At 74.3% G+C, this 19,384-nt stretch carries 21 protein-coding genes; 9 read left to right on the top strand and 12 right to left on the bottom strand.

Features of this window, described 5'->3' with window-relative positions; translation table 11 throughout:
- Positions 1-18 precede the first annotated feature (18 nt).
- Genes OIE12_RS32705 through OIE12_RS32695 form a run of 3 tightly spaced genes read left to right on the top strand, consistent with a single transcriptional unit; the run spans position 19 to position 3,316 of the window.
- Positions 19-633: a GTP cyclohydrolase II gene (locus tag OIE12_RS32705; RefSeq protein WP_329142369.1), complete on the top strand. Its 615-nt coding sequence runs from the start codon at positions 19-21 to the stop codon at positions 631-633.
- On the top strand, positions 630-2,333 hold the full coding sequence (locus OIE12_RS32700; RefSeq protein WP_329141570.1) for a WD40 repeat domain-containing protein: 1,704 nt from the start codon (positions 630-632) through the stop codon (positions 2,331-2,333). Before OIE12_RS32705 ends, OIE12_RS32700 begins: the two co-directional genes overlap by 4 nt.
- Positions 2,330-3,316, top strand: a complete 987-nt coding sequence (locus OIE12_RS32695) for a formylglycine-generating enzyme family protein (protein ID WP_329141569.1) — start codon at positions 2,330-2,332, stop codon at positions 3,314-3,316. The genes OIE12_RS32700 and OIE12_RS32695 overlap by 4 nt, the downstream gene beginning before the upstream one ends.
- 61 nt (positions 3,317-3,377) lie before the next feature.
- Here the strand turns inward: OIE12_RS32695 and OIE12_RS32690 are convergent, their stop codons facing one another.
- Together OIE12_RS32690 and OIE12_RS32685 are read right to left on the bottom strand one after the other, a co-directional pair.
- Entirely contained in the window at positions 3,378-4,319 is a 942-nt protein-coding gene (locus tag OIE12_RS32690; RefSeq protein ID WP_329141568.1) for a dioxygenase family protein, read from the bottom strand.
- Positions 4,316-5,395, bottom strand: a complete 1,080-nt coding sequence (locus OIE12_RS32685) for a maleylacetate reductase (protein WP_329141567.1) — start codon at positions 5,393-5,395, stop codon at positions 4,316-4,318. The genes OIE12_RS32690 and OIE12_RS32685 overlap by 4 nt, the downstream gene beginning before the upstream one ends.
- A gap of 177 nt (positions 5,396-5,572) precedes the next feature.
- Between OIE12_RS32685 and OIE12_RS32680 the strand changes: the two genes are divergently transcribed.
- Positions 5,573-6,073: a DinB family protein gene (locus OIE12_RS32680; RefSeq protein ID WP_329141566.1), complete on the top strand. Its 501-nt coding sequence runs from the start codon at positions 5,573-5,575 to the stop codon at positions 6,071-6,073.
- Between the two features lie 34 nt (positions 6,074-6,107).
- On the opposite strand, the gene OIE12_RS32675 is transcribed toward OIE12_RS32680, so the two are convergent.
- Entirely contained in the window at positions 6,108-7,070 is a 963-nt protein-coding gene (locus tag OIE12_RS32675; protein WP_329141565.1) for a zinc-dependent alcohol dehydrogenase family protein, read from the bottom strand.
- 98 nt (positions 7,071-7,168) lie between these two features.
- Between OIE12_RS32675 and OIE12_RS32670 the strand changes: the two genes are divergently transcribed.
- Positions 7,169-7,795, top strand: coding sequence for a TetR/AcrR family transcriptional regulator (locus OIE12_RS32670; protein ID WP_329141564.1), 627 nt, complete (start codon positions 7,169-7,171; stop codon positions 7,793-7,795).
- A 36-nt stretch (positions 7,796-7,831) separates the two neighbouring features.
- Here OIE12_RS32670 and OIE12_RS32665 read toward each other — a convergent pair whose 3' ends face one another.
- The gene (locus OIE12_RS32665; RefSeq protein WP_329141563.1) at positions 7,832-8,419 is read right to left on the bottom strand and encodes a TetR family transcriptional regulator; all 588 of its coding nucleotides are present in this window, start codon (positions 8,417-8,419) and stop codon (positions 7,832-7,834) included.
- A gap of 105 nt (positions 8,420-8,524) precedes the next feature.
- Between OIE12_RS32665 and OIE12_RS32660 the strand changes: the two genes are divergently transcribed.
- Positions 8,525-9,577 carry an NAD(P)-dependent alcohol dehydrogenase gene (locus OIE12_RS32660; protein ID WP_329141562.1) on the top strand — a complete coding sequence of 351 codons (1,053 nt, stop codon included), beginning with the start codon at positions 8,525-8,527 and terminating at the stop codon, positions 9,575-9,577.
- 23 nt (positions 9,578-9,600) lie between these two features.
- On the opposite strand, the gene OIE12_RS32655 is transcribed toward OIE12_RS32660, so the two are convergent.
- Positions 9,601-10,461, bottom strand: coding sequence for an enoyl-CoA hydratase/isomerase family protein (locus tag OIE12_RS32655; protein WP_329141561.1), 861 nt, complete (start codon positions 10,459-10,461; stop codon positions 9,601-9,603).
- 105 nt (positions 10,462-10,566) lie between these two features.
- On the opposite strand from OIE12_RS32655, the gene OIE12_RS32650 reads away from it, so the two are divergent.
- Positions 10,567-10,953 (top strand): winged helix-turn-helix transcriptional regulator, encoded by a 387-nt coding sequence (locus OIE12_RS32650; RefSeq protein ID WP_329141560.1) that lies wholly within the window; start codon positions 10,567-10,569, stop codon positions 10,951-10,953.
- A 36-nt stretch (positions 10,954-10,989) separates the two neighbouring features.
- Here the strand turns inward: OIE12_RS32650 and OIE12_RS32645 are convergent, their stop codons facing one another.
- The gene (locus OIE12_RS32645) at positions 10,990-12,894 is read right to left on the bottom strand and encodes a glycoside hydrolase family 5 protein (RefSeq protein ID WP_329141559.1); all 1,905 of its coding nucleotides are present in this window, start codon (positions 12,892-12,894) and stop codon (positions 10,990-10,992) included.
- 129 nt (positions 12,895-13,023) lie between these two features.
- Positions 13,024-13,845, bottom strand: coding sequence for a class I SAM-dependent methyltransferase (locus OIE12_RS32640; RefSeq protein WP_329141558.1), 822 nt, complete (start codon positions 13,843-13,845; stop codon positions 13,024-13,026).
- Between the two features lie 69 nt (positions 13,846-13,914).
- Between OIE12_RS32640 and OIE12_RS32635 the strand changes: the two genes are divergently transcribed.
- Positions 13,915-14,520: a TetR/AcrR family transcriptional regulator gene (locus OIE12_RS32635; RefSeq protein WP_329141557.1), complete on the top strand. Its 606-nt coding sequence runs from the start codon at positions 13,915-13,917 to the stop codon at positions 14,518-14,520.
- 15 nt (positions 14,521-14,535) lie between these two features.
- Here OIE12_RS32635 and OIE12_RS32630 read toward each other — a convergent pair whose 3' ends face one another.
- On the bottom strand, positions 14,536-14,955 hold the full coding sequence (locus OIE12_RS32630; protein ID WP_329141556.1) for a VOC family protein: 420 nt from the start codon (positions 14,953-14,955) through the stop codon (positions 14,536-14,538).
- Between the two features lie 123 nt (positions 14,956-15,078).
- On the opposite strand from OIE12_RS32630, the gene OIE12_RS32625 reads away from it, so the two are divergent.
- Complete coding sequence (locus OIE12_RS32625; protein ID WP_329141555.1) at positions 15,079-15,942, top strand: helix-turn-helix transcriptional regulator; 864 nt, start codon at positions 15,079-15,081, stop codon at positions 15,940-15,942.
- Here the strand turns inward: OIE12_RS32625 and OIE12_RS32620 are convergent.
- From OIE12_RS32620 to OIE12_RS32605, 4 genes are all read right to left on the bottom strand, one after another.
- Positions 15,893-16,588: a hypothetical protein gene (locus OIE12_RS32620; protein WP_329141554.1), complete on the bottom strand. Its 696-nt coding sequence runs from the start codon at positions 16,586-16,588 to the stop codon at positions 15,893-15,895. The genes OIE12_RS32625 and OIE12_RS32620 overlap by 50 nt on opposite strands.
- Positions 16,589-16,736: 148 nt before the next feature.
- A complete protein-coding gene (locus OIE12_RS32615; protein ID WP_329141553.1) occupies positions 16,737-17,372 on the bottom strand; it encodes a GPP34 family phosphoprotein in 636 nt (211 codons plus the stop codon).
- Between the two features lie 156 nt (positions 17,373-17,528).
- Entirely contained in the window at positions 17,529-18,188 is a 660-nt protein-coding gene (locus OIE12_RS32610) for a response regulator transcription factor (protein ID WP_329141552.1), read from the bottom strand.
- Positions 18,185-19,378, bottom strand: a complete 1,194-nt coding sequence (locus OIE12_RS32605; protein ID WP_329141551.1) for a sensor histidine kinase — start codon at positions 19,376-19,378, stop codon at positions 18,185-18,187. Before OIE12_RS32605 ends, OIE12_RS32610 begins: the two co-directional genes overlap by 4 nt.
- Between the last annotated feature and the right edge of the window lie 6 nt (positions 19,379-19,384).

Below are 19,384 nucleotides of genomic sequence, written 5' to 3'. Positions count from 1 at the left end.
TCCGGGCACGCCTGGAGCGTGCCGAGCCCGGCCAGGATCCGGCAGAGCGTCCAAGTACCGCTGCACCACGGGCTGGGCGCGGTCCTGCAGGCCGACCTGATGACCTTCACCGGCCTCGCCGACGTGGGTGAGCACCTCGCCGTGCGGCTGGGCCCCCCGGCCGAGGTGCCGCTCGTGCGCGTGCACTCGGAGTGCCTCACGGGTGAGGTGTTCGGCTCGGCGCGCTGCGACTGCGGGCCCCAGCTCACCGAGGCGCTGCGCGCGATCGACGCCGCCGGAGGGGTGCTGCTGTACCTGCGCCAGGAGGGCCGGGGCATCGGCCTGTACAACAAGCTGGACGCCTACCGCCTCCAGCAGCAGGGCCTGGACACCTACGAGGCCAACCGCGCCCTGGGACTGGACGAGGACCTGCGCGACTACGCGGTCGCGGCCCAGATGCTGGGCGCCCTCGGGCACAACGAGATCGACCTGCTGACCAACAACCCCGACAAGCGTGAGCAGTTGCTCAGGTACGGCATCAAGGTCCGTGACACGGTCTCCACCGGGGTCTTCGCCAACCCGTACAACACCGGCTACCTCCGGGCCAAGGTCGTCCGCACCTCGCACACCATCCAACTGAAGGGCTCGGCATGATACGTCACCATGGTCCCATCAGCGGCATCGCGGCCTTCGGCGGAGCACTCGTGGCGACGGCCGGCTACGACAACCAGGTCATCCTGTGGGACGCCGGCGAGCGCCGCCCCCTGGCCCGCGCCCACCACGACCACCTGGCCAACCACGTCGAGTTCAACGCGGACGGCACCCTGCTGCTCACCGCCTCCAGCGACTACACGGCCCGGGTGTGGTCACTGCCGGACCTGAAGCTGCGGACCGTGCTGAGCGAGCACCGGGACGACGTCGACATGGCGGCCTTCCACCCGAGCAGGCCGCTCGTGGCGACCGTCGCCCGGGACCACCTCATCCGCGTCCACGACCTCGACACCGGGACGGTCGTCGCCCGGCTGAAGGGGCACACGGCCGACATCCTCTCCGTGGCCTGGCTGGCCGACGGCACGGAGCTGGTGACCTCAAGCGACGACGGCACGGTCAAGCGGTGGTCCCTGGAGACCCACGCCATGACGGGCGACGTCGACCTGGGGGACGCGGAGACCGACACCATCGCCCTCAGCCCCACCGGGGTCATCTACGCGGGCAACGACAACGGCGAGATCGTCACCATCAACGGGACGCGCACCACCCAGCACCTCGCCCACGAGGCCGGCATCAAGCGACTCGTCCACCACGCGGCCACCCAGTCCCTGGTGAGCCTCAGTTACGATCGCACGCTGCGGGTGTGGGACTGCTCGGGCGCCGACGGCGCACCGGTCCTGACCCACACCACGGAGTTCCCGGCGGAGGTCTGGCCCCGCTCCTGCGCGTTCCTGGACGACCGCACCATCGTCTTCGGGACGTTCGGCACCTCCTACGCCACCTACGACCTGGACAGCGGGACGTGGGATCTGACCGGGGTCGGGCGGACGCGCTGCCTGAACGCGATCACGGCCGCCGCGGACGGGGTGTGGACCGTCGGGGACGCGGGCGTCGTGTGGCGGGACGGCCGGGAGGTCGCCACCACGGGCAGCCTGTGCAACTTCCTGATCGCGGTGGGCGACCGCATGCTGACCGGCGGGCAGCTCGGCCGGCTCTTCGACGCCGCCGACGGCGAGACCCTGCACCAGCACCGTTCGCCGCTCAACTGCGCCGCGGCGTTCGAGCGGGACGGGGTGCCGCACGTCGTGGTGGGCACCTACACCGGCGAGGGACTGGTCTTCGCCGTCGGGGAGCGGGTCCGGCACGTGGCGACGCTGCCGCTGCACACCAACCCGGTCAAGGACGTGGCGATCTCCGGCGACACCCTGTTCGCCGTCTGCGCCGACACCTCGGTGTGCTGGTTCTCCCTGACCGGCCTCCGGGAGACCGGGCGGGTCGAGAAGGCGCACGACCAGATCGCCAACGGGTGCGCGGCGCTGGACGAGGGCGCCTTCGCCAGCGTGGGCAGGGACCGCACGCTGCGCGTCTGGCGCGGGCGCGCCGGCCACGCGATACCCACCCCGCACGACCACTCCATCAAGTGCGTGGCCGCCTCGGACGACGGCCGGTTCGTCGCCAGCGGCTCGTACGCGGGCACCGTCGCCGTCCGCGACCTGCGCACCGACACCTGGTCCCACCTCGGCAGGCCGACCGCGGCCGGCATCTCCTGCCTGTGCTACGACGCCGCGAAGGGACGCTTCCTCGCCTCCTCCTACGACGGTTCCGTGCACGAGGTCCCGGTCGGCGGGAGGATCGCCGCATGAGCACCCTCACCCCGCCGCCGGTCGATCCGCACGCCGTCGACGACCGGGCCACGATGGGCCTTCCCGCCTCGTTCGTCCCCCGGGTCGACGAGGCCGAGGTGAGCGGCCGGGCGCGGCTGCTGGCCTTCCGCGGCGCGCGCGACCTCGCCCGCACCGTCGAGGACCCGGCCGCGGAGTTCCTCACCCGGCTCGCCGCCGGACGGCTGCTGGCCCTGCTCGGCGACCCCCGGATCGTCCCCGACGACCCCGCGATGTGCGACGTGCCCGCGGCGCGCGTACGGCTCGGGCTGCCCGCGGAGCGGGTGGACGCGGTGACCGCGCGGTGGCGCCACGTGGGGGTGGTGCGGGACTGGATCGCCAAGGAGGCCCCGAGTTACGAGGTGGACGTCCCGGCGTTCCGGATCGGCCGCTACCCCGTCACCAACCTGGAGTACCACGCCTTCCTGGTGGCGGAGCCGGACGCCGCTCCCCCGCCCTCGTCCTGGCGGTTCGGCGGCTACCCGGCGGAACTCGCCAACCACCCGGTGTGGACCGTCGCCCCGCGGGACGCGGAGCGCTACGCGGCCTGGCTGGCGGCGCGCACCGGGCGGTCCTTCCGGCTGCCGACGGAGGCCGAGTGGGAGTACGCGGCGAGCGGCGGGGACGGACGGGCCTACCCCTGGGGCGAGGAGATGGACCCCGAACGCGCCAACACGGTCGAGCACGGCCCCCTGTCCACCACCCCCGTCGGCATGTACCCGGCCGGCCGCTCCCCCTTCGGCGCCGCCGACATGGGCGGCAACGTGGAGGAGTACGTGGCCGACGACTACCGCCCCTATCCCGGTGGCGAGACGGTCGAGGACGACCTGGGCGGCCGGGTGCCCTACCGGGTCGCCCGCGGCGGCGGCTTCACCCGCTTCGCGGACCTGGCCCGCTGCCGCCGCCGGCACGGCTGGTACCACCGGGACATGTACGCCATGGGCTTCCGGCTGGCCGAGTCCTGACGCCGGCGGGTCCGCCGCGCGCGGCCGGCGGGCCGTCGCCGCCCTCGCGAGGGGTCCTCGTTCAGGCCCCCGCGGGGGCGAGCACGAGGTCGAAGCGCACCCTGCTCCAGGTGCCCTCGACCACCCGCCCGTCGGGCGTGGAAGTGCCGGCCGGCTGCCGCGCGAAGTGCTTGACCAGTGACTCCTTGACCCCGAAGACGGAGTCGTCGCGGCCGATCGGATCGCCCTCGGGGAAGAGGTGCGTCACCAGCGTGCGCGCGCCCTCGTGGGCGACCCGGAAGTGCAGATGCGCGGCGCGCAGCGGGGAGCGGCCGACCGCGCGCAGGAGCTGCCCGACGGGGCCGTCGTCGGGAATCGGGTACGGCGTCGGGGTGAGCGCCCAGAACCGGTAGCCGCCGTCCCCGTCGGTGAACAGGTGGCCGCGCGCCGCGCGCCGGGCCGCGTCGTACTGGACGTCGTAGCGGCCGTCCTCGTCGGCCTCCCACACGTCGATCCGCGCCCCCGCGAGCGGCGTGCCGTCGGTGCCGGTCACCGTGCCCTCGACCCAGCAGGGTTCGCCGGGCGCGCCGGAGGAGAGGTCGCCGCCGAGTGCGACGTGCGGGGCGTCCTCGACGAAGAAGGGCCCGAGAACGGTCGCCTCGGTGGCTCCCGCGTGCGCGGTGTGGTTGACGTTGACGGTCTGCGTGGAGGCGCCGAGGACGTCCGAGAGCAGGATGAACTCCTGGCGCACGTCGTCGGTGAGACGGCCGGCCCGGGTGAGGAACCGGATGGCGGCGCCCCACTCGTCCTCGGTGGGCCGCGTCTCGCGCAGGAAGGCGTGCAGATGCCGGGCCAGGGAGACCATCAGCTCCTTGAGCCGGGGGTCCCGGCAGGCGTCGAAGGAGGCGACGACGGCGTCCACGAGCCCGGCCTCGACGGCCTCCTGCTCCGGGTCCGGCTCGCGGGCGACGGCCCGGTGGACGTCGGTCCGGGCCGCCGGGTCCGGGTTCACCTGGGTACTCATCGACGCTCTCCTCTCCAGGCGGCGCACAGCAGGGCGGTGAGGTTCTCCTCGGTCACGGGCGCCGGGTTGCCGGCCGGTACGGCGGCCAGGATCGCCGGGACCGCCCGTGCGATGCCGTCCGCGGGCATTCCGTGGTCCCGCAGCGCGCGCGGGGCGTCGACCGCCGTGCGCAGCGCCGCGAGCCCCTGGACGGCGGTGGCGGCGCCGAAGGCGGCCGCGAGGCGCCGTTCCGCCTCGGGCGCGTGGGGGGCATTGAGGGCGAGGACGTGCGGCAGGACGACGGCGTGGGTCTGGGCGTGCGGGAGGTGGAACATGCCGCCGAGGACGTGGCAGATCCTGTGGTGCAGCCCCGAGCCGGCCGACGCGAACGCGACCGCGGCGAGGTGGGCGCCGTACAGCGTCTGTTCGATGCCGGCCAGGCCGTCGGCGCCCCGGCTGCCCTCGGCGGGCCCGCCGTTCCCGGCGACCGCGGGCAGTCCGGCGGCCAGGGCCCGGATGCCCTCCCCCGCCAGCGCCCGGTCGATGGGGTCCGCGCGCGGGCCCCACATCGAGTCGACGCAGTGGGCCAGCGCGTTGAGCCCCGAGGCGACGCTCAGGGCGGCGGGCAGCGTGGTGAGCAGCGCGGCGTCGTACACGACCGCGCGCGGCAGGACCGCGTCGTCGGTGCCGGTGGTCTTCGTGCCGCCCTCCGTCAGCCCCCAGACATTGGTCGCCTCGGACCCGGCGTAGGTGGTGGGCACGGCGACGACGGGGAGGCCGGTGGTCAGTGCGACGGCCTTGCCGAGCCCGGTGGTGGAGCCGCCGCCCACGGTGACGACGGCGTCGGCCCCGGCGTGCGCGGCGGCCGCGCGGGCCCGTTCGGCCACCTCGGCCGGAACGTGCATGACGACCTCCTCGTGCCGCAGCACGACCGGCAGCCCGGCCGCGATCGGGTCGGCGAGCGCGGCCGCGCGGCGGGAGGCGATCAGCATGACGCGGCGGGCGCCGAGGCGGGCGGTCTCGCGGGCGACCGCCCGCGGCGAGGCCCGGGGCGCGAAGACGACGCGCTGCGGCAGCGTCGTGTGGAGGAACCTCATGTGCGCAGAGTCCACCACGTGCGCGGCGTCAGGTCCATCGGCGGTGCCGGACGCGTCCCCTGTGCGACCGGCTTGCCGAAACCGCAAGAGGGCGTGCGGGGGCGTGGCGGACCGGTGACACTGACCGCGTTCCGCCAGGGCCGCACCCCCGTCGCTTTTGGAAAGCAGGCAGGCACCATGACCGCTCCGTCCCGCCGCACCCGCCGCTCCGACACCCCGCCGCCGCGCACGGGGAACAGCGAACTGGAGGTGCTGCGCGGCTTCCTGGACTATCTGCGCGCCTCGGTCGCCGCGAAGGTCGAGGGCGCTCCCGAGCCGGGGGCCCGTACGGCGGCGGTGCCGTCGGGCACCAATCTGCTCGGCCTGCTCCACCATCTGACGCACGTGGAGCGGGCCACGTTCCTCGGCGCCCGGGTCACCGACTGGCAGGCCACGTTCCGCGCCCCGGCCGGGGCCGGCGCCGACGAGGTCGTCGCCCGTTACCGGCGGGCGGTCGCCGAGGCGAACGAGGTGCTCGACGGCTGTACCGATCCCGGTGCGCCGCTCCCCCACCCGCAGCCGGGCAGGCGCCCGCCGGCCGTCCGCTGGGCGCTCACCCATCTGATCGAGGAGACCGGCCGGCACGCCGGTCACGCCGACATCCTCCGCGAGCTCGTCGACGGCTCGACCGGCCGCTGACGCCGGGCGGCGCGCACGGTTGCCCGGGCAGCGCTCAGGGCACCAGCACGCTCCTGCCGAACACCGCGCCCTCGTCCATCGCGCGGTGGGCCGCCGCCGCCTCGTCCAGCGGCAGCACGTCGTGCACGACCGTGCGCAGCTCGCCGCGTGCGGCGTCGGCGAACTGCGCCGCCCGTACCGTCTGCCGGTCGGGGCCGGGCACGGTGTCGAGGCTGAGGGTGGCGAACGTGACGGAGCTGCGGAAGTTCTTGATCAGCGGGGTGCCGAAGTCCGCCGGGAGCTGTCCGCCGACCACGCCGACGACCACGAACCGTCCGTTGGGGTTCAGCCTGTCCAGGAAATGGGGCAGTTGGGGGCCGCCCACGACGTCGATCACCACGTCGTAGCCGCTCGGCGCGTCCGCGTCGCCCTCGCCGGAACGGTCGAGGACGTGTGTGGCGCCCAGCTCCCGCAGGCGCTCGCCGCGCTCCGCCGACGAGGTGGTGACGACCACCGCGCCGGCGCCGCCCCTGGCCGCGAGCTGGACCGTCGTGAGCCCGATGCTGCCCGCCGCACCGCGCACCAGCACGCTCTCGCCGGGGGCGAAGCGGGCGCGGTCCAGGGCGAAGTGGGCGACCACGCCGGAGCTGCCGAGCGTCACCGCGTCGTGGGCGGTGAGGCCCTCGGGCAGCGGGAGGACGTCGTCGAGGGCGGCGACGGCCTGCTCGGCGTACGCGCCGGTCAGCCCGGTGAACGCCCATACGCGGCGCCCGATCCAGGAGGCGTCCACGCCCTCCCCCACCGCGTCGACGGTGCCCGCGGCCTCGCTGCCGAGGAGGTGGCCCTCCTTGAAGCCGTAGGTGCCGAGCGTGCCCCGGCGGATCACGGCGTCGACGCCGCCCACCCCGATCGCCTCGGTCGTGATCCGCACCTGTCCCGGGCCGGGGGCGGGCACCGGCAGGTCGACGACCTCCAGCCCCTCGGGCTTCCCGAACGTCCCTATCACCACGGCCTTCATGTCACCACTCCTCGTTCGACGGGACGGCGGACCCGCGCGGGCCCGCCGTCCTCGGAACGTAACGGACGCCCCCGTCCGGTTGGCTAAAGTGAGAAACGATGACCGACCAGTTGACTCACCCCGTCCGCTCCGACGCCCGCGACAACCGGGCCCGCATCCTGGACGCCGCCCGGGAGGTGTTCGGCGAGGAGGGTCTGGGCGCGCCGATGCGCGAGATCGCCCGGCTCGCGGGGGTCGGCCCCGCCACGCTGTACCGGCACTTCCCGACCAAGCGCGATCTGGTGCTGGCGACCTACGCCGAGCAGCGGCGTACGTGCCATTCCCTGGTCCGCGACGCCCTGGACGACCCGGACCCGTGGCGGGGCTTCCGGGGCGCGGTGCAGGGCGTCTGCGAACTCCACGCCGAAAGCCGGGGGTTCGCCGACGCGTTCATGGCGGCGTTCCCCGAGGCCATGGACTTCGCCGCCGACCGGGAGCAGATGGCACACGCGGTCGCCGAGCTGACCCGCCGGGCCCAGCGGGCCGGCCGGCTGCGTCCCGGGTTCGTCGTCGACGACCTGATCCTGATGCTGATGGCCCACCGCGGCATCCAGGTTGCCCCGCCCGCCGTCCGCCTCGCGGCCTCGCGCCGCTTCGCCGCGTACGTCATCGAGGCGTTCCGCGCGGTTCCGGAGGGGGAGGTTCCGTCGCCTCCGATGCCACCGGCGCCGCGACTGCGCGGCTGAGGCGCCCGCCCGGCGCCCCCTTCGGCAGGGGGCGGCTCAGTCCGCCGCGACGGCCCTGCGCACGCAGTCGCGCAGCAGGGCCCGGCGCCGCTCGTGCACCTCGTCGGGCTCCTGGTCACTGGCCGCGTACACGTTGCTGACGGGCGACCAGGCCATGGACATGGCGATGACCATCGCCATGAGGTCGAACGGGTCGCCCTGCCGGATGCGCCCGGCGGCCTGTGCCTCGGCGAGGGCCGTCAGCTTGCGGTCGTCGTAGTGCTCGTGGGTCTCGACGAGATGCCCGGTGGGCCGGCGCTCCAGCCGGGTCCAGGTCGCGAGCCGGATGAGGTCCGGGCGGCGCAGATACTCGTCGTAGAGGCGTACGGCCCAGTCCGGGAGGTCGTCCGCGTCGATCGGAACGACGTCGGTGATGCGCTCCAGCGAGCCGAGGAAGATCGCGTCGAAGAGCCGCTCCTTGTCGCCGAAGTAGGCGTAGAGCTGCGCCTTGTTGGTGCGCGCCGCCGTCACGATGCGTTCGATGCGCGCGCCCGCGATGCCGTGCGCCGCGAACTCCTCGGTGGCGGCGTCCAGGATGCGCCGGTACGTCGCGGCACCGCGGGGGGTCTGGGGTTGTTCCGGCATGGTGCCCACCCTACCAAACAGAACGGTTGGTTTGCCTCGACGGCAGCTCCACGCCTACGCTGGCCGCCAATAGACCGAACAGTTTGTTTGTTGGAGGCGAGGACTGTGCGAACGACCGTCGGATGGCAGGCCACCGGACCCGGCACCCTGCGACGCACCCCGCTGCACCGCCGTGACCTGCGCGCGGACGACCTCGCGGTACGGGTGGACCACTGCGGGCTGTGCCACACGGATCTGCACGCCGTACGGGGGTACGACCCGCGAGCCGAGGCCCCCCTCGTCCCCGGGCACGAGTTCACCGGCGTGGTGACCGCGACCGGTCCCGGGGTGACGGCCTTCTCGCCCGGCGACCGTGTCGCGGTCGGCAACATCGTCGACTCCTGCGGCACCTGCGCCATGTGCGAGGCGGGGCAGGAGAACTACTGCTGCTCCTTCCCCACCCTCACCTACGGCGGGACCGACCGGCAGGACGGGTCGGTCACTCTGGGCGGCTTCTCCCGCGAGTACGTCGTGCGCGAGGCGTTCGCCCACGCGCTCCCCGCCGGCCTGGACCCGGCCGCGGCCGCCCCGCTGCTGTGCGCGGGCGTCACCGTCTGGGAGCCGCTGCGCGCCCTCGGCGTGGGCCCGGGCAGCCGGGTCGCCGTGGCCGGGCTCGGCGGCCTCGGGCACCTCGCGGTGAAGATGGCGGTGGCGCTCGGCGCGGAGACGACCGTCCTCAGCCGCACGGACGCCAAGCGCGCGGACGCCCGCCGCCTCGGCGCGAAGGAGCTCATCGCCTCCTCGGACACCGCGCGGACGGCCGCGGCGCGGGACAGCTTCGACGTCGTGGTCGACACCGTCTCCGCGCCCCACGACCCGGCCCCGTATCTGAGGCTGGTGGCGATGGACGGCACACTCAGCCTCCTGGGCCATCTGGGTCCGGTCACCGTCGAGGTCATGGACCTGCTCGTGGGCCGCAAGCGGCTCGGTTCGGCGGGCAGCGGCGGCCGCCCCGCGACGGCCGCCATGCTGCGCTTCTGCGCCGACCACGGCATCACCGCCGACGTCGAGGTGCTGCCGTCCGCCGAGATCCACACGGCGCTGGACCGTCTCCGCCGCAACGACGTCCGCCACCGGTTCGTCCTGGACATGTCCGATCTGGACCGCGATCCGGACTGAGAGGGGGGTGTACGGCCTCGCGCTCAGCGTGCGACGCCGCGCATCAGCGTCTCGAGGTCGCGTTCGCCGGTCAGTGTCTGCGCCCCGTCGCGCAGGCCGCCGACGATCAGGTGCTGAGCGGCCGGCCGGGCGAGGGTGGCGGCCCAGGCGTCGTTCTCCCGCAGGAGTCCCTCCGTGAGGTCGTCGGCGGGCAGCGCCCGCTTGGCCGCCGCGACGACGCCCTCGGGCAACGCGGCGATGTTCCGGGCGATCCGGTCGACGTACGCGTCGAGTTCGGCGGCCGGCAGGGCCCGGTTGATCCAGCCGTACGACGCGGCCGTCGCGGCGTCGAACAGGTCGCCGGTGAGGATCACCTCCAGGGCGCGGTTGCGGCCCACCCGCTCCCGGAGGTACTGCGTTCCGCCGCCGCCGGGGACGATGCCCATGAGCGCCTCGATCTGGCCGAGTCCGGCGGTCTCGGCGGCGGCGAACGCCATGTCCGCCGCGGCCACGAACTCGGCCCCGCCGCCGCGGGCCTTCCCGGCGAGCTTGACGATGGTCACCTGCGGCTGGTGGCGGAGGAGTTCGCCGACGGCCTGGAACACATTGACGTCCCCCGGCGCCGACGCGGCGAGCTCCCCGAGGGCCTCCATGTCCTCCGCGATGCGCATGTCCACATGGGCGAGGAAGAACTCGGGGTCGGCGCTGGAGAAGACGATCACGCGGACCGACGGGTCGTCCGCGAGCGCGGTCAGCACGGTGCGCAGCTCACGCATCATCACGACGCCGAGCACGTTCACCGGAGGGTTGTCGAGGACGACGTGCGCGACACCGTCCGCGCTGCTCACACGCAGGGTGGAGCAGTCGTCGGGCGTGCGGTGGACGTCGTTCGTCACGGAGGGCATGAAGGCTCCCTGGGTTACCGGAAGGCAGGTAGGTTTGCGATGCATACCTACCGTCGGCGGTGCCGCGGTGATCGTCAAGAACGCACTTCGGAGGTACCAGGGCACATGAAGGACACCGACCCCTACGGCGTCCACGCCGGCACACCCGTCGTCTTCCGGGCGGACTGCCCCAGCCGGCCGATCCTCGACCAGATCGCGGACAAGTGGTCGATGATGGTCATGGCGCTGCTGGAGCGGCCCACCCGCTTCAACGAGCTCAAGCGCGGCCTGGAGGGTGTGACACAGCGCGTCCTCACGCAGACCCTGCGGCGCCTGGAGCGCAACGGCATGATCCGCCGCACGGTGCTGCCGACCTCGCCCGTCGGCGTCGAGTACTCCCTCACCCCGCTGGGCGAGTCGCTGCGCGAGCCGTTCGGTCATCTCTACCGCTGGACCGTCGAGCACAGCGAGGAGATCAGCGACTGCCGGCGGGAGTACGACAGCAGGGCCTGACGCCCGCCCTCCCGAGCCCGTCCCGCGGCGGCGCGCTCAGGGCAGCCGGCGGCAGAGCAGCGCCGCCGGGCGCCCCGCGCTGCCCACCCGGGTGGTGAACGCGATCCCGGCGGCGTACTCGTCGTCGGCGCACTGGCCCTTGTAGTGGCCGGAGGCGAAGTCGCCGCCGGAGTCGGGCCGGTTGTCGGAGCGGTCGAACCAGACCGTACGGCCCGTGGTGCCCAGCGGGGTGCGGGCGGGGGCGCACAGGGCCGCCGAGGTGCGGCTCCCGCGCCGGCTGTAGCCGATGAGGTACGCGTCGGCCGGGCACTGGAACTTGGTGTAGCCGGAGGCCCAGTCACCGCCCTGCGGGACATACCGTTCGTCGGTCACCACCGTCTGGCCGCCGCTCGCGGCGCGCAGGTCGCCCGCGGTGACGTCGGTGCACAGCCCCCGGCCCCCGGTGTGGCTCAGGCCGGTCAGCCGCAGCCCGTCGGGGCAGGCGGCCTTGGACGCGCCCGGGTCCCAGTCGCCGGTGGCCCGCACCCGCAGTGACTCGACGTGGTCGCCGTGGTCGGTGGTGAGCATCCGCCAGACGGGCACCGGGGCGACGGGGCCGGTGCGGCTCGGCGCGGTCATCAGCCGGTCCCAGCCGGTGCGTCGCCAGTCGGCCTGGTCGAGCAGGCCGTAGCGGCGGCCTTCGGTGTCGTAGCGCAGCAGCGCCCAGTCGTCGTGCCCCTCCCAGCCGACCAGCGGCCAGTAGGCGAAGTCGGCGTCGTGATCGGCGAAGTAGTCGGTGACGCGGCCGAACCAGGTGCGGGCGGCGGCGCCGGTCTCGCCCGCGCCGATGCCGAACTCGCTGATCCACACGGGTGCCGTGAAGTGCCGGCCGCTCTCCTCCGACACGAAGAAGGCCTCGTCGTGAAGGGCCTGCCGCAGTTCGTCCTCGGTGAGGTCCTGGTAGCGGGGGTCGCTGGTCTCGCCGAGGCCGGTGGCCCCGCTGTGGTGGGGGCCGGTGTAGCCATAGAAGTGGGCGGAGTAGACCAGTTTGTCGCTCGCCACGAGGGTGTGCGAGAGGGTGCGGACGGGGGTGAGCACCGGGCGGCCGTGCGCGAAGCCGTCGACGGGCAGGCCGGTCCAGTTGATGCCCTCGATGACGATGAGCAGATCGGGGTTGGCCTCGGTGAGGATGCGGTCGGCGGCCAACTGGGCGGCGGCGTACCAGTCGTAGTCGTCACCACCGCCCCAGTCGGGGTCGTGCAGGATGTCCCGGCGCACCTCGTTGTAGAGGTCGGCTCCCACCACGCGGGGGTCGTCGGCGTAGCGGCGGGCCATGAGGACCCAGTCGTCGGCCCAGCGCCGCGTGTCCTGGCCGCTGTTCCAGCGTTCGTTGCCGTCGACGCCGCAGCACCAGCGGGAGGTGTTGGTGTGGTTGTTCAGTACGACCGCGAAGTCGTCGGCGGTGAGGGCGGACACGACGGCGTCGAAGACCTCCAGTGGCGTCTTCCCGCGCAGTCGGGGGTTGGCCGCGACGGCGGCGTCCGGCACGGGGCTCGTGGCGTGGATCATCTCGTTGGAGAAGGGCAGCCGGACGCTGTTGACGCCGAGCGCGTGGAAGTCGGCGAGCAGGGTGGCGAGGGGCACGCGGTCCAGACCGAGGGGGATGCCGTGGGAGTCCTGCCCGGCGTGGTGGTTGGCGGGGTCCGCCGTGTCCCCGCTGCCCGTCCAGGAGCCCTGTGCACCGTCCCAGTTGGCCGACTTCAGCCGGAACCGGTCGCCGGCCGCGTCGACGATGTAGCGGCCGCGGGTCGACAGGGGCGGCTGCCAGGTGGCGGCGGGCGCCGCCGGGTCGGACGCCGGTGGCCGGTCGGGGGTGGCGGCGAGCGCGCCGGGGGCGGTGGCCGTGAGGAGCACGGCCGACACCGCGCATGTCAGGTACTTGACAATCCGTAGCATCGACATGATCCCCTACCGGTGACGGGAAGACGGCGACCGCGAGGCAACGTGCTTTTGCGCATGGCCAGTTGACTGCGGATACTAATCCTCCCACCAGAGGGCGTCGACCACGCCGGGGGCACCTCCGTGACGGGATCAGGAGGTTCCGGCACGTACGGCCGTGATCGCCAGCGTGGTGTAGCGCATCGTGAAGCGGCCGCCCAGCGCGTCGACGGCACGGCCCACCGCGCCCAGCACCTCGGCCAGTTGACCGGGAGCGAGCCGGGTGAGGCCGCCGGTGGTGGGGAGCAGGTCCAGCCACTGGTCGCGGGTGTAGGACCGCTCCCAGTCGAACCGCCACTGCTCGGGTTCGCCGAAGCGCCCGGTCTCGCGGAGGGTGTCGGCGATCTTCGCGTACCCGGCCCGGTAGGTCTCCAGCGGACGCCGGGCCGGCTGCGCGGCGAACGGGGAGTCGGGGGCCACCCGGCGGTAGGCCGCCGCGAACGACTCGGCCACCTCGGCGGGCGGCTCGAAGACGTGCCCGAAGACGGCCAGGTGCCCGTGCGGGCGCAGCACCCGGGCCGCCTTCGCGGCACCGGCGGCGGGGTCCACCCAGTGCCACGACTGGGCGGCGATCAGCGTGTCGAACGTCCGGTCGGCCGGCTCCCATGCCTCGAAGGTGGCCACCTCGACCGGCAGGCCGCGCTCCCGCGCGAAATCCGCCATCCGCGGATCCGGTTCGACACCGAGCACGGCGCAGCCGGCGGCCTGGAACTGCCGGGCCGCGATGCCCGTGCCGCAGCCGACGTCGAGCACGTCCGGCCCAGGGCTCCCGGCGACCACCCGGGCCACCAGGTCGCCGGGGTACTCCGGCCGGGCCTCGTCGTAGCGCCGCGCGTCCGTACCGAAGGACTCGGCCAGTTGCCGGAGGTGGTGCGGCTGGGGCGGTTCGGGCTGTTCCCGCGATAGAGTGGGCATGCGGTCACTTTAGTGGGCAGGCGCCCACTTGCCAATGGCCGCCGCCCGAACCCGCGAGAGGAGCCGACAGTGCCGACCGGGGTGCACCTTCGCGACGCGCGGCAGCAGCTCTTCGACGCCGCCGAGCGCGTACTGCTGCGGGACGGCCCGAACGAGCTGACCAGCAGGGCCGTCACCGAGGAGGCCGGCTGCGCCAAGGGCGTCCTGCACCGGCACTTCGCCGACTTCGACGCCTTCCTCACCGAGCTCGTGCTCGACCGGACCGGTCAACTGCGTGCGCTGGCGCGGGAGTTGCGCGAGACCGTCGGCACCGGCACCGTGGCCGGCAACCTCACCGAGGCGCTGACCGCCCTGTTCGGCCCGGTGCCGGTCGCGATCATCCCGCTCATCACGTTCCGCGACGAGCTGCGCGCACGGCTGCGGCGTGCCGAGCCCGGAGGCGGCGGCCTGGCGATCCTCGCCCAGATCACGAGCGCGGTCGCCGCCTACCTCACCGACGAGCGCGCCGCGGGCCGCATCGCGGCCGACGCCGACATCGACTCCCTCACCCTGTCGCTGGTCGGGGGCGGACATCTGCTGTTCGCGGACCGCGACCCCGGCCCCCCGGCCACGGCGACCGTGCACAGACTGGTGACCACGGTCCTCGCCGACGTCGTCCAGCGAGGGACCCGGTAGGACCGGCGCCGGTGCTCAGCGGGCCGGGGCGGACTCGGTGAGTTCGATGATCGTGCCGGTGGTGTCCGTGACGAAGGCGATGCGGCGGCCGATCTCCGCAATGGTCATGGGGCCGCCGATCAGCGGTACCCCGCGGTCGTCCAGCCGCGCCAGAACCTCGTCGAGGTCCGTCACGGCGAGGCAGAAGTGGTGCAGCCGCTGTGGATCCATGCTGGTGAGCACGTCGGTGACCGGTTCCGGTGCGCGGCCCGTCGCGCCCGAGAGGAGCTCGATGCGGACGTCACCGGCGACGAGGAAGACGAACGTGGTGCCGTGGGAGGCGAACCGCTTCTCGACGGTGAAGCCGAGCGTGTCCGCGTACCACTCGACGGCCGCTTCCAGGGTGTCCGGGGTGACGGTGATGCCCACGTGGTCGTGGGAGAGGGTGAACGTCATGGCCCCCACGTTCGCCGGGGCGTGCCGCGGTGACCAGTGAGGATCCTTCCCTGGGAACAGCGTTGCCACCCTCGCGCGGCCGGCGCCGCCCGGGGCGGCGGGCCCGGTGGGACAATGGCGGGCATGACCGCTGGTGACGCACTCGGACCGACGCTCCGCGCCTGGCGGAACCGTGTACCGCCCACCGCGGTCGGGCTTCCCCAGGGGCGGGGGCGGCGGGTCGGCGGACTGCGCCGGGAGGAACTGGCCGAGCTGGCGGGGATCTCCGTCGACTACGTGGTGCGCATCGAGCAGGGCCGGTTCACGCGTCCCTCGGCGCAGGTGACCGCCGCGCTCGCCCGCGCCCTGCGGCTCACCGACGCCGAGCGGGACCACCTGCACCGGCTGGCCGGGCTCGCCCCGCCGTCCGGCGGCGAGGTCCCCGACCACGTGCCGCCCGGGCTGCGCCGCGCCCTGAGCAGGCTCGGGGGCACCGCGGCCGCGGTGTTCGCCGCCGACTGGCAGCTGTTGTGGTGGAGCCCCGCCTGGGCCGCGCTGCTGGGCGATCCGGCGCGGAAGCCGCCGAGGCTGCGCAACTTCGCCCGGGACACGTTCCCGGCCGAGGGCGACGGCCCGCATCTCTCGCACTGGCCCGTGACCTCCCACGGCCCGGCCGCGGTGGAGGCCGCCGTCGTCTCCGACCTGCGGCGCGCCACCGGCGGCTTCCCCGGCAGCCGCCGGCTGGCCGGTCTGGTCCGGGAGCTGGACGCGCGCAGCCCGCGGTTCGCCGAACTGTGGGCCGCCGGCGCGGTCGGTGCCCACCAGGAGGACCGCAAGATCGTCGCGCACCCGGTGGCCGGGCCGGTCGAGGTGGACTGCGACGTGCTGAGCGACGGTGACGACCTGCGCAAGGTCGTCCTGCTCACCGCCGCCCCGCACACCGCCGACGAGGACGCGTTCAGGCGGGCCGTCGAGCCGCACTCCGCGCCGGCGGCCGGCCGCTCGTGACCTGTTCCGGCGCGCTCCGGGCGGCGCTGCGCCAGGTGGAGACGCCCAGGGCGAGCAGCCAGTAACTGAGGATCGCGCCCATCAGGGCGGTGGTGGCCCAGCCGTTCGCCGCGTAGAAGTGCGCGGGGGTGTTGCCGAAGAACAGGGACGGCACGAAGGCCAGGTTGACCCCCGCCAGGACGAAGGCGGACCGGTGGGTCCAGCGCGGCAGCAGACGCGTACGGGAGAGCGTGTAGCCCACGGCGGTCAGGAACAGCGCGAGCAGGAGGCGGTCGATCGACCCGTAGAGGATGTAGGTGCCGCTGACGGTGATGGTCGGGTCGATCGGGTGGTCCGCGGCGATGACCGCGCCGGCCTCGAGGCCGCTGGAGACCAGGGTGATCGTCGTGTAGACCAGTCCGGAGGCGAACGCCAGCGTGCCGGCCCATTCGTGGGCGGGGCTCACGGTCTTCACCAGCTCGCGGAAGGCCGTCACGAACACGATCAGGAACGTCAGCGCGAAGATGCCGATCAGCAGCCTGGCGAGCACGTTGGCGTCCGGTGGCGGGCCCGAGTAGAGGAAGTACAACGGTACTTCGACGATGAGGGCGACGGCGGCGGCAAGGCAGGCGAAGCCGGTCAGACGCCTGGCGGCGGTCTCGGTCATGGGTGTCTCCCCGTGGGTGGTGTTCCGGTTCTTGCGGGTGGTGTGCGGTGTTCCGGTTCTTCTTCTGGATGGTGTGCGGTGCCTCGGTCCTTCCGGGTGGTGTGCGGTGTCCCGGTCGTTCGGCGCGGTGCTGACCGGCCGCGCCCGGTCAGCCGCCGCCCATGCCGCCGCGGGCGGCGATCATGGTCGTCGGCAGGGCGCGGACGGCCTTTTCCAGGCCGGGTGCCAGGGCGCCGAGCCGCTCCGTGCAGGCGTCGACGCGGGACCGGTGGGCGCTGCGGTCCCGCCGGGGGACGACCGAGCGGACGCCGCCCGCCGCGGCCAGCGCCAGCAGCGCCGCGTCGGCGGCCGGGAGCGCGGCCACGGGGCCGTCGCCGTGCAGCGCCGCACGGACACGGGCGCGGACGGCGAGGGCCGCCGGGTGGTCCGTGACGGTCGAACGCCGGGCGCCGGCACGGGTACGGGGTGCCGCCAGGGCGAGGACTCCGGCCGCGGCGAGCCTGTCCTCCACCTCGGCCAGGGTCCGACGGCGGTGCCTGCGCACGAGGTGCTTCCAGCCGTGCCCGGCCGCGTCGCGCAGCACCCCGTCCAGGACGGGGGACCCGGTGGGCCCCGTGCCGTGCACGGTGACCGTGCCGGCGTCCTCGCGCAGCCGGCCGCGCAGCGCGAGGTCCGTCAACGCGGCGGCGCGCACCAGCAGCGCGGTGCGGGAGCGGTCGTAGGGGCCCTCGGCGCCCTCGTCGTGGGCGAGCAGGTACATGAGGCAGGCCAGGTCGTCGATCACACCCCGACGCTAGGTCCGGGCACCCCGGCCGCGGATCGGCCGCGCGGAGGTACCGGCACTGGGAGCACGGGCGGACGGCGGACCGTTCTCCTCCCTGGGGAGGAGACGGCGCATCAGGGGACAGGGGCGGCCGACGAGCCGGGACGGCCGGTCGGGTCAGGGGTGCCTGGGCCGCACCAGGCCGTGGTCGTACGCCGCGACGACCGCCTGGACGCGGTCGCGCAGGCCGAGTTTGCGCAGCACCGCGGTGACGTGGTTCTTGACGGTGGCCTCCGACAGGGACAGCCGGGCGGCGATCTCCGCGTTCGACAGGGCCTGTCCGATCAGGGTGAGCACTTCGCGCTCGCGCCCGGAGAGCTCCCGCAGGGAGGGCGGCGGCGCCGGGTCGGGGGTGGTGCGCAGGAACCGGTCGAGGACGCGGGCCAGTACGGTCGGCGCGAGCAGCGCGTCGCCGCGCGCGGTGAGGCGGAGGGCGTCGACGAGTTCGGCGGGGCGGATGTCCTTGAGCAGGAAGCCGCTCGCCCCGGCGCGCAGCGCGTCGACCACGTGCGCGTCCACGTCCCAGGTGGTCAGCACGAGGACCCGGGCCCGGCTGCCGCCCGCCGCGATCCGCCGGGTCGCCTCGATGCCGTCCAGGACGGGCATGCGGACGTCCATCAGCACCACGTCCGGGGCCAGTTCGCGGGTCAGCCGCACCGCCTCCCCGCCGTCGGACGCCTCGCCGACCACCTCCAGGTCGTCCCGGGCGTCGATGATCATGCGGAATCCGGTGCGGACCAGCGCCTGGTCGTCGGCCACCACCACGCGCAGGGTCATGACACGCGCTCCACCGGCAGCCGGGCCGCCACCTCGAAGCCGCCACCCGGCAGCGGCCCGGCGCGCAGGGCGCCGCCCAGCAGTCCGGCACGCTCCCGCATCCCGACGAGGCCACGCCCCGCACCCGCCGTGAACGGACGGCCGTGCCCCGTCCGCCCGTTGTCGGTCACCGTGACCCTCACGCAGTCCCCCTCCGCCGTCACCCGCACGCTCACCTCGTCCGCGCCGGCCGCGTGACGCAGCGCGTTGGTGAGAGCTTCCTGGACGATCCGGTACGCCGCCAGGTCCACGGCGGCCGGCAGCCCGGCGGAGGTGCCCTCCTCGTGCACGTGGACGGTCATCCCGGTCGCGCGCACGGTGTCGGCCAGCTCCGCCAGGCGGGCGAGTGAGGGCCCCGGGTCCCGTTGGCCGGGCGTCGGCTCCTCCCCCGCCTCGGGCCGGAACGCCCGCAGGATCAGGCGGAGTTCGGCCAGTGCCGAGCGGGCGCCCGTCTCGATGGTCCGCAAGGCCTGGCGGGCCTCTGCGGGCTGCTCGGTGAACACGTCGTCGGCCGCGCTCGCCTGAATGACCATCACCGACAGGGTGTGCGCCACCACGTCGTGCACCTCACGTGCGATGCGTGCGCGTTCCTCCGCCACGGCCCGGCGCAGTTCGGCCCGCGCCCGCTCCTGCTGCGCCCCGCGCCACTGGCCCAGGGTCCAGGCCAGGGCGACCGACAGCAGACAGAGCACGAGCCCCGGGGTGCCGCCCGTCAGCAGTGCCAGCGGCGCCGGGAGGCACATCGCCGCCAGGGCCCGCGCCGACGTGCGCGGCGGGCGGGTGGCCGACAGCACACACAGCGTGATCTGCGCGGCGAGCAGCGCGCCCGTCAGGGTCACCGAGGGCAGCAGCGCCCACACCGCGAGCCCCGTCGTCGCGTTGGCGGCCAGGACGGGAACCGGGGCGCGCGTCTGCCATCGCAGGGCGCCGACCTGCGCGAGGACCAGGGCCTCGGCGACGGGCAGCCGGTGGCCGCGCCCGGCTCCGGCGACGAGCACGGCGGTCCCGAGGACGGCCAGCACCAGCCCGGCCGAGCCCCACCACAGCACCCGGGCCTCCCGGGCTTCATGACCCGGCAACTCGCCCCGCTCGTCCCGCGGTTCCCCCGCGCACGCGTCGTCCGGCTGCGTCGTCCTGTCGCTGCGCCCCACGTCCCG

The organism is Streptomyces sp. NBC_00670 (assembly GCF_036226765.1).
Classification (GTDB): domain Bacteria; phylum Actinomycetota; class Actinomycetes; order Streptomycetales; family Streptomycetaceae; genus Streptomyces.
The sequence above is the reverse complement of the archived record's forward strand: the minus strand, read 5'-3'. Positions and strand labels throughout refer to the sequence as shown.

Coding starts and splice junctions, on each gene's coding strand:
- OIE12_RS32685 (WP_329141567.1), bottom strand. CDS start 5,395: ATGAGGTTCCTCCACACGACGCTGCCGCAGCGCGTCGTCTTCGCGCCC.
- OIE12_RS32650 (WP_329141560.1), top strand. CDS start 10,567: ATGAAGGACACCGACCCCTACGGCGTCCACGCCGGCACACCCGTCGTC.
- OIE12_RS32630 (WP_329141556.1), bottom strand. CDS start 14,955: ATGACGTTCACCCTCTCCCACGACCACGTGGGCATCACCGTCACCCCG.
- OIE12_RS32690 (WP_329141568.1), bottom strand. CDS start 4,319: ATGAGTACCCAGGTGAACCCGGACCCGGCGGCCCGGACCGACGTCCAC.
- OIE12_RS32640 (WP_329141558.1), bottom strand. CDS start 13,845: ATGCCCACTCTATCGCGGGAACAGCCCGAACCGCCCCAGCCGCACCAC.
- OIE12_RS32655 (WP_329141561.1), bottom strand. CDS start 10,461: ATGCCCTCCGTGACGAACGACGTCCACCGCACGCCCGACGACTGCTCC.
- OIE12_RS32610 (WP_329141552.1), bottom strand. CDS start 18,188: ATGACCCTGCGCGTGGTGGTGGCCGACGACCAGGCGCTGGTCCGCACC.
- OIE12_RS32625 (WP_329141555.1), top strand. CDS start 15,079: ATGACCGCTGGTGACGCACTCGGACCGACGCTCCGCGCCTGGCGGAAC.
- OIE12_RS32700 (WP_329141570.1), top strand. CDS start 630: ATGATACGTCACCATGGTCCCATCAGCGGCATCGCGGCCTTCGGCGGA.
- OIE12_RS32665 (WP_329141563.1), bottom strand. CDS start 8,419: ATGCCGGAACAACCCCAGACCCCCCGCGGTGCCGCGACGTACCGGCGC.
- OIE12_RS32645 (WP_329141559.1), bottom strand. CDS start 12,894: ATGTCGATGCTACGGATTGTCAAGTACCTGACATGCGCGGTGTCGGCC.
- OIE12_RS32620 (WP_329141554.1), bottom strand. CDS start 16,588: ATGACCGAGACCGCCGCCAGGCGTCTGACCGGCTTCGCCTGCCTTGCC.
- OIE12_RS32675 (WP_329141565.1), bottom strand. CDS start 7,070: ATGAAGGCCGTGGTGATAGGGACGTTCGGGAAGCCCGAGGGGCTGGAG.
- OIE12_RS32680 (WP_329141566.1), top strand. CDS start 5,573: ATGACCGCTCCGTCCCGCCGCACCCGCCGCTCCGACACCCCGCCGCCG.
- OIE12_RS32695 (WP_329141569.1), top strand. CDS start 2,330: ATGAGCACCCTCACCCCGCCGCCGGTCGATCCGCACGCCGTCGACGAC.
- OIE12_RS32670 (WP_329141564.1), top strand. CDS start 7,169: ATGACCGACCAGTTGACTCACCCCGTCCGCTCCGACGCCCGCGACAAC.